Annotated in this window: 6 protein-coding genes; 1 reads left to right on the top strand and 5 read right to left on the bottom strand. The window is 70.0% G+C overall.

What is annotated here, in order from left to right; genetic code table 11:
- Positions 1 to 414: 414 nt before the first annotated feature.
- The gene (locus D7Y15_RS41750; RefSeq protein WP_121756043.1) at positions 415 to 1065 is read left to right on the top strand and encodes a hypothetical protein; all 651 of its coding nucleotides are present in this window, start codon (positions 415 to 417) and stop codon (positions 1063 to 1065) included.
- On the opposite strand, the gene D7Y15_RS41745 is transcribed toward D7Y15_RS41750, so the two are convergent.
- The 5 genes from D7Y15_RS41745 to D7Y15_RS41725 all read right to left on the bottom strand — a co-directional run bounded on the left by D7Y15_RS41745 (position 1066) and on the right by D7Y15_RS41725 (position 5496).
- Positions 1066 to 2040: a hydrolase gene (locus D7Y15_RS41745; protein ID WP_120581370.1), complete on the bottom strand. Its 975-nt coding sequence runs from the start codon at positions 2038 to 2040 to the stop codon at positions 1066 to 1068.
- Complete coding sequence (locus D7Y15_RS41740; RefSeq protein WP_120581371.1) at positions 2037 to 2339, bottom strand: YkgJ family cysteine cluster protein; 303 nt, start codon at positions 2337 to 2339, stop codon at positions 2037 to 2039. Before D7Y15_RS41740 ends, D7Y15_RS41745 begins: the two co-directional genes overlap by 4 nt.
- Positions 2340 to 2361: 22 nt before the next feature.
- Positions 2362 to 3501 carry a hypothetical protein gene (locus tag D7Y15_RS41735; RefSeq protein ID WP_120581372.1) on the bottom strand — a complete coding sequence of 380 codons (1140 nt, stop codon included), beginning with the start codon at positions 3499 to 3501 and terminating at the stop codon, positions 2362 to 2364.
- 326 nt (positions 3502 to 3827) lie between these two features.
- Positions 3828 to 4805: a GNAT family N-acetyltransferase gene (locus D7Y15_RS41730; protein ID WP_368667431.1), complete on the bottom strand. Its 978-nt coding sequence runs from the start codon at positions 4803 to 4805 to the stop codon at positions 3828 to 3830.
- Between the two features lie 22 nt (positions 4806 to 4827).
- Complete coding sequence (locus D7Y15_RS41725) at positions 4828 to 5496, bottom strand: hypothetical protein (RefSeq protein WP_199746058.1); 669 nt, start codon at positions 5494 to 5496, stop codon at positions 4828 to 4830.
- Between the last annotated feature and the right edge of the window lie 210 nt (positions 5497 to 5706).

Raw genomic sequence — 5706 nt, 5'->3', positions numbered from 1 at the left:
AGCACAAGCAGCACGGCGGATCAGGGCAGTGCGCATCACCTCTCATCGCGCGGCACCGTGGGGCAGCACGCGGCGCGGTCGAGCAAGGCAGCAGGCAGGTCGCAGGACGGGGCTGGGCGGCGGGACGGAGCAGTGCGCAGTTTGGGGGAGTCCGGCAAAGGCGGTCGTGGTCGCCGGACGGGAGAAGTGAAGAGCCGTGAATCAAGACGTGGCGGTGCGAGAGCTTCGCGATCCAGCCGGCGGCGGCATCGAGGCGACGCGACAGTCAGCACCGGGCGTGTGGCGGGAGTGGAGTGGCGGGTCGGGGGGAGCAACACGCAGCCGGGTCATCGGAGAGCACGGACTCCTGGGATCCGGCGTACCTCGCAAATCTCATCGCGCGTGGCCGCGATGTCTGGAACGGGGAGAATCCTCATGGGAGCGGTGTCCATCGTCACCGCGGCGGTAGTGGTCCTGGCGGCTCACACGGCCGTGGCCCAATCAAAACCGCAGGTGCAATCACCCCAGGTGCAGGCACCGCAGATGGAAGGCCGTCGGCGGATCAGCAATGATCCGGAGCGGCTGGCACCCTTCGGTCTGATGCTCGACGCGGGCATGCCCGAAGGCGCGGGACTCTCCGGCGTCCTCCGGCCTTCGCCGTACCTGCGAATCCACCTCGGCGGAGCGCACAACGGTCTGCGAGGCGCCTTGCGCGCAGGACTCACGCTGCTCCCGCTGAAGAGCAAGGTCTCTCCCTCGTTCTCATGGGAGTTCGGACACGCGCAGGCCGCGAGCACGCAGACGCTGAACCGGAGGCTCGCGGACCGCACGCAGCTGCCCACCTCCTCCATGGAGCGCGTGGGTTACACGTACATCAGTACGCACGTGGGCCTGGAGTTCAACGCCACCCGGCGCCTCAGCTTCTTCGTGCGCGGCGGCATGAGCTTCATGGAGATGGACGTCCCCAGCCTCCAGAAGCTGGACGAGCCCTTCCGCGACGCGCTGTCTCCCGTGGAGACGCAGTCGTGGATGATGCGCAAGGTGCAGCCGTCCGGAAAACTCGGCCTCACCTTCTTCTTCGGCTGATCAGCTGGCGAGCACCCGCTCGAAGAACGTGAGCGCCTGCGCCTCCGCCCAGAAGTACGGACGGTGCACGCGGCCCGCGACGAAGCCCACGTGGCCCCCCTGCTCGGTCAGCACCACGCTGAGGAACGGGTTGTCCCGCGCCGAGGGCGGAATCACCGGCGCCTCCAGCATCGGATCATCCGCGGAGCTCAGCAGCAGCGTGGGCCGGCGGATGTCCGCGAGCCTGGGCCCCGACGAAGCCTCCCGGTAGTAGTGCTCCGCGTCCCGGAAGCCATGCAGCGGCCCGGTGACCACGTCGTCATAGCCCCGGATGGTGCGCGCCGCCTCCATGCGCGTCCCGTCGAACGCGCCCGGGAACCGCTGCAACTTCGCGCGGGCCTTGCTCTTGAGCGTGCGCAGGAACCGCTCGCGGTAGAGCCAGTGGTAGCCGCTGCCGCCATCCAGTTTGCGGCAGCACGCGTCCAGGTCGTACGGCGCGCTGATGGACGTGGCGGCCACCACCGGCGCCTGGTCTCCCGTCTCCTCCAGCAGCCGGCACAGCACGTTGGCGCCCAGGGAGAAACCCACCGCGAGCATCGGTCCGGTGATGCGCTCGCGCACGTCCGCCATCACCAGCAGCGTGTCCGCCGTGTCTCCGGAGTGGTACGCCCGGGCCAGCCGGTTCGGCTCCCCGCTGCACGAGCGGAAGTTGATCGCCGTGGCGCCCCAGCCGCGCTTCGCCGCGCCCCGCAGCACCTCCGTGACGTAGCCCGCCTGCGAGGACCCCTCCAGGCCGTGCAGCACCACCACGTGCGGCGCGCCCTTCGGCCCGTCGAAGGTGTCCAGGTCGACGAAGTCCCCGTCCGGCAAATCCCTCCGCTCCCGGCGCAGGGGCGGCACGCGGGTGGGGCGCACGAGCGACGCGTAGATGGTCTGCGCGTGCGCGCCACGAACGCCCGGCGCGGGAACGAACGGCTCGGTGGGTTGGAAGTTCACTTCCGCTCCCTGATGGCGCGCGCCATCCGCATGGAGGCGCAGCCCGACTTGCGCACGGACTCCGCCTCCGCGGTGAGCTGGAACAGCGCCAGGTAGTTGTTCACGCGTTCTTCCAACGTGGGGGCCTCGATGCGGCGGCACACCTCGTCCGCCGCGTAGTCCCGGCACACCTGGGGCCTCCGCTCGTACACGGTGCACAGGTTGTCCGCGCCCAGGTGCGGGCACCGCAGCCCCAACGGCTTGTCCAGCGCGGCGATGTCCGGCGCCACGCAGCAGGCGCCACAGCAGGTGCACTCCATGAGACTCCTCGACGGTGCTTCTTCAGCGGCGGACGGCCTGCTCCACCTTGCCCAGGTTCGTCACGGTGAGCGTGACGCCCTGGCCCTTCTTCCACGCGACGAACTCGTCCTCGCGCGTGGGCTTCACCTCGTGCTGCTTCACGCCGTCGTCGTCGTAGCGCACGAGCACGGTGTAGTCCTCCTCGCGCCGCACCCGCTCGTTCGTCCCGGCGACGAGCTCCGGCCAGCGCGGCGGCCCCTCCGTGCCCTTGAGCTCGCGCGTGTCCACCGGCTTCCACACGTACGTGTCGTAGGCGCACTGCTGCGAGTAGACGGGCTCGTTGCGGTAGCGCGTCTCCGTGTCGCAGTCCTCGTAGGACTCGTTGCAGTACTTCGTCACGTCGTGGCAGACCTCTTCGGCGAAGCCGTTGCCCTTGTCGCGACGGGAGCACTTCTCCTCGGTGCCGCAGGCCACCTTGCGCGTCTTCGTCCGGCACACGCGCTGGGTGCCGTCCGCCACCCGGCGGGTGCCACGCTGCCGGGACGCGCAGTCGCGGATGTTCGTCACGCCCGCGACCTCGCCCGCGCCGTTCACCGGCATGCGTGGCGAGGTGTTGCTCAGCTCGTCCCGCCAGCCCGTGCGCGTCTCCGGGACGAAGCGCTCCTGCACCAGCGCGCGGCGCCAGTTCGTGGCCACCACCTCGCCCTTGAGCTCATGCTTCATGTTGCCCCAGATGCCCACCGCGCAGGTGCCCAGGCAGCAGGAGCTCAAGATGCCCACCACGATGAGCGCCACCTTGCCGAAGCGGCGGGGCTTGGGCGCGGGCTTCGGTGGCGCCTTGGGGGACAGGTCCGCGAGCGGAGCGGCCTTCGCATCCGAGCCCCGTTCGGCGGAGCACTGCCGGCAGCGCTTGCCGTCGCCCCGGTTGGCCGCGCCGCAGTAGGCGCAGAACCAATCCTCGCCGGCGCCGGCCATCTCCAGGGCCTGTTCGTCGGCGACACCCTCGCGGGTGGACTTGCCGGAGGCCGCGTCCACGTCACCGAAGTCGAACTCGGACTCCTTGCCGGTGAGCTCCCGCGGGTTGTTGCAGGAGGGGCAGTTCTTGTGACGGGCAGGGATGTTCTTGGCGCCGCAGGACGTGCAGTTCCAGGAGCCCTCGATGATGCGCCTTCTCTCGGCCATGGGGCGCATCCTAGGGGACCTGTCGCCGCCTGACACATCCGGGTTGGGGTCGCCGCCCCTGTTTCCACCTGGCCAGAGGTGGGAAGCCAGACCGCTCTCCTGGAATGGGAGCGCGGAGGTTTCTCATGTCGAGTCGGACGGTGGTGTTGGTTCCGAAGCACCGGATGTTGCGCCGCACTCTTTACGGCTTGCTGTTGGCTGCTCCCTTGCTGCCCGGGGGACTGGCCTGTCGCCGGAGCCGTTGATCCACGACGCGGGCCTGCCCTCACGAGCGCAGGCCCAGGCCCTGTTCCAGGGGCTCGCCGCCGTGGGTCTTCAGGCCTGATTCACACCCAGAGGGCGCGAGGGAAGGGGACCTCCGGCGCGGGAGGCAGCCCCGGGCGCAGCGGCCGCAGCATGGGCAGCGACCCGTCCCGCTGCACCCGCACCGCGCCGGGGACGCCGCCGACCAGTGACGCCGTCGTGGGTTCCTCCCACCACACCACGCGCTTGAGTCCCGCGTGATGCGCCACGCGGCGCGCCTCCGTGAGCAGCACCTCCGCCGCGGAGGCGTCCCGCGCATCCAGCATCAGCACCACCAGCTCGCCGTAGCGCGCGTTCATCGTCCACAGCGCGGTGGATTCGCCCACCACCGCGCCGCACGTCCGGGGCCGTGGCCGCGCCAGCAGGTCCGCGTAGATGCGCTCCCGCTCCAGGTGCCAGTCCACCTGCGAGGCGCCAGGCCACAGGAAGAAGGACACGTCCGGCCGGCGCATCCGAGCCAGCGCCCCCGCCACGTCCGTCTCCAAAAGGCCGTCGTCCACGGGCCGGCCTCCCGGCGCATCGGCGGCGTCCAGGTGCCAGTCCCACGCGGGCACGTCCGCGTAGCCGGACCGGCGATACAGCGGCGCCCCGACGTCGGAGAACAGGACCACCGAGTGCGGCCGCTGCGCCACCTGCTCCAGCTCCGCGGCGACGGCGTCCATCAACCGCGTGGCGTGTCCCCGCCCGCGCAGGTGCTCCTCCGTGTACACGCTGGCGATGGCGTAGCTGTCCCCCTGCGTCAGCTGTCCGTCCGCGCCGCGCAGGAAGCTGTCCGTGTGGAAGGTCTCGCATGACGCCAGCACCCGGCCGTCATCCGCCAGCCACAGCCACGTGTTCATGCCCTCGCGGCTCCACGGGTGCGCGCGCAGCCGTGCTTCACGCTCCTGGTACTGCGGCACGCTCAGGGGCGAGCCCCACGCGGCATGGGTGACGGCGTCGCGCTGCGCCTTCTGCGCGTCGGTGGCGAGGACGAGTGACATGGTGCCGGGCACGCTAGCCACGCGCCCCGCCCGCGCGCGAGCACTACAGCGTCGTGGTGTACGGGAACCGGAAATGCAGCTGCAGGTACGCCTGCCCCACGTGGAAGATGCCGTCCCCCAGTGAGGCCGGCAGCCCCAGCCCACCCAGCTCCTGCGGCACGTAGAACGTGGACTCCCAGCCCACGCTGACGAGGAAGCTCTTCGCCAGCTGGAACTCCAGGTCCGCGCCCAGGCTCGCACCGGGCCGCAGGAAGTGCGTGTCCGGCAGCGTGTCGGAGAAGATGTACGCGTACGTCAACACCAGCCCCACGCCCAGCTTGAAGCGCACCGGACTGGACGACAGCGGCACCCCCAGCCCCAGCGGCTTGAACGTCACGCCGTACATCCCCGTGTCGCGGTACTTGGGCGAGATGATGAACGAGTCCGGAATGAAGATGGACGGCGAGATGCGAATCTCATCCATCTGCTTCGCCTGCTTCCGGTAGCGCGCCGGGATGGCGCGCTGGTTCTTGCGCAGCCATTCCTTGTCCAGCACCGCGTCCACCGACAGCTTCAGCCCCGTGTGCAGCAGTTGGTCGTCCGCGATGGGGCCGGAGAACACGAACACCGCCGGCCCCACGCCCACGTCCACCGGAACGGTGACCTTCTGTGCCGCCATGGCGGCGGGCCAGGACAACCACACGAACAGCAGCGCGAGCAGGGTGGGCCTCAAGGCGGGTCCTCACGTACCGGGTCCAGGGACGACCCGCGTTTCGAGCCTAGAAGGCTAGGACGCTCCGTGTCCCGCATGCGCTAAGAAGTTCGCGCCGGAATGGGAGCCGGCCCCTTCACGCTCCCTTGCAGGTCCGCTGCCGCACCTGCCTCATCCCAAGGAACCCAGATGCTCCCCGTTGCGCTGCTGCTCGCCTCGTCGCTGCCTGTC

This window comes from Corallococcus sp. AB030 (assembly GCF_003668965.1).
GTDB classification, from domain to species: domain Bacteria; phylum Myxococcota; class Myxococcia; order Myxococcales; family Myxococcaceae; genus Corallococcus; species Corallococcus exiguus.
This window is presented reverse-complemented; position numbering and strand designations above follow the sequence as displayed.

Coding starts and splice junctions, on each gene's coding strand:
- D7Y15_RS41735 (WP_120581372.1), bottom strand. CDS start 3,501: ATGGCCGAGAGAAGGCGCATCATCGAGGGCTCCTGGAACTGCACGTCC.
- D7Y15_RS41740 (WP_120581371.1), bottom strand. CDS start 2,339: ATGGAGTGCACCTGCTGTGGCGCCTGCTGCGTGGCGCCGGACATCGCC.
- D7Y15_RS41750 (WP_121756043.1), top strand. CDS start 415: ATGGGAGCGGTGTCCATCGTCACCGCGGCGGTAGTGGTCCTGGCGGCT.